Source organism: Polynucleobacter sp. 35-46-11 (genome assembly GCF_002281105.1).
Window position 1 is genome coordinate 1 of the sequence record NZ_NCFJ01000734.1, and the last position, 1056, is coordinate 1056.

The 1056-nt window shown below is 40.3% G+C and carries 2 protein-coding genes; both read left to right on the plus strand.

All coding sequences use genetic code 11. The features are described from left to right. Positions 1-108 precede the first annotated feature (108 nt). On the plus strand, positions 109-465 hold the full coding sequence (locus tag B7Y67_RS19185) for a hypothetical protein (protein ID WP_293599998.1): 357 nt from the start codon (positions 109-111) through the stop codon (positions 463-465). Next, positions 462-1056, plus strand: a 595-nt coding sequence (locus B7Y67_RS19190; protein ID WP_293599999.1) for a response regulator, incomplete at its 3' end; no start/stop codon positions are given. The genes B7Y67_RS19185 and B7Y67_RS19190, both read left to right, overlap by 4 nt.

Sequence of the window (1056 nt, forward strand, 5' to 3'; positions counted from 1 at the left end):
TGGTCTTGAAGACTTTAAAAAAGAAGCTTTACGATTTGCCGTTATGGATAAACGTGGCTCACTTGCAAACTTAGATGCTTATGTCCATCTTGAAATCATTAAATAACCATGGGTAATAGCACATTACATGCGATCGCTATTGACGAGCTTCGCTACTCAAATCCAAACTTTTATCATGAGTATGAACTGTTAATTGAGGGTATTAGTGCACAAATTCGAGAGTTAGCGAAAAATCAAGCTGATCATTTAGATTACAGTAGCTTTACCGAAAGCTATGACCGAGCTAGCCATGAACCGGTGTTGCAAGTGGTCATTGGAATCCAAAAGACAGAGTTGTATATTCATATCTATATCCACAAAGACAATTACTTTGTTATCGGTAAGTCCGGCAGTGGAAAAATTGCCAGAAATGCGGAAGAAGCGCTAGAACTTGTAGCGCAAAAGATAAAAACGATTAAAGAATGAGCAAGCAACGAACAATGCTTAATAAGACTAACCCTTTCCCTTCGGGAAAAGGCGGTGTGGTGTATGTCATTGATGATGACGAAGCCATGCGGGACTCATTAGCTTTTTTTCTAAAAGCTAATGGCTTTAGGGTCAGCCCTCATGAAAGTGCCGAAAGATTCTTGCAATCACTAGCCGCTAGTGATCAACAAACTTTGGGCTGTGCTTTAGTAGATATTCACCTTGGTGGTATGTCTGGAATCGAACTTCAAGAAACGCTTCTGAATATGGGCCTTAATATTCCCATCGCGTTTATTACTGGCCATGGGGAGATCACCACTGCGGTAAACGCTCTCAAAAAGGGGGCTTTTGACTTTATTCAAAAACCAGTAGACGAAGAAAAGCTTTATAGCTTAATCAATGAAATGCTATCAAAGGCTTATCTCAGTAAAGAACAATCTTCGGAGCTCAAAGAGATCAAAGAGAGATTTAGACTTCTAACCCAAAGAGAGGTTGATGTGCTTGATCGCATTGTTGCTGGCAGGATTAATAAGGAAGTTGGCATGGACTTAGGTATTTCAATTAAAACCGTAGAAGCGCATCGAGCGAACC

Coding starts and splice junctions, on each gene's coding strand:
- B7Y67_RS19185 (WP_293599998.1), top strand. CDS start 109: ATGGGTAATAGCACATTACATGCGATCGCTATTGACGAGCTTCGCTAC.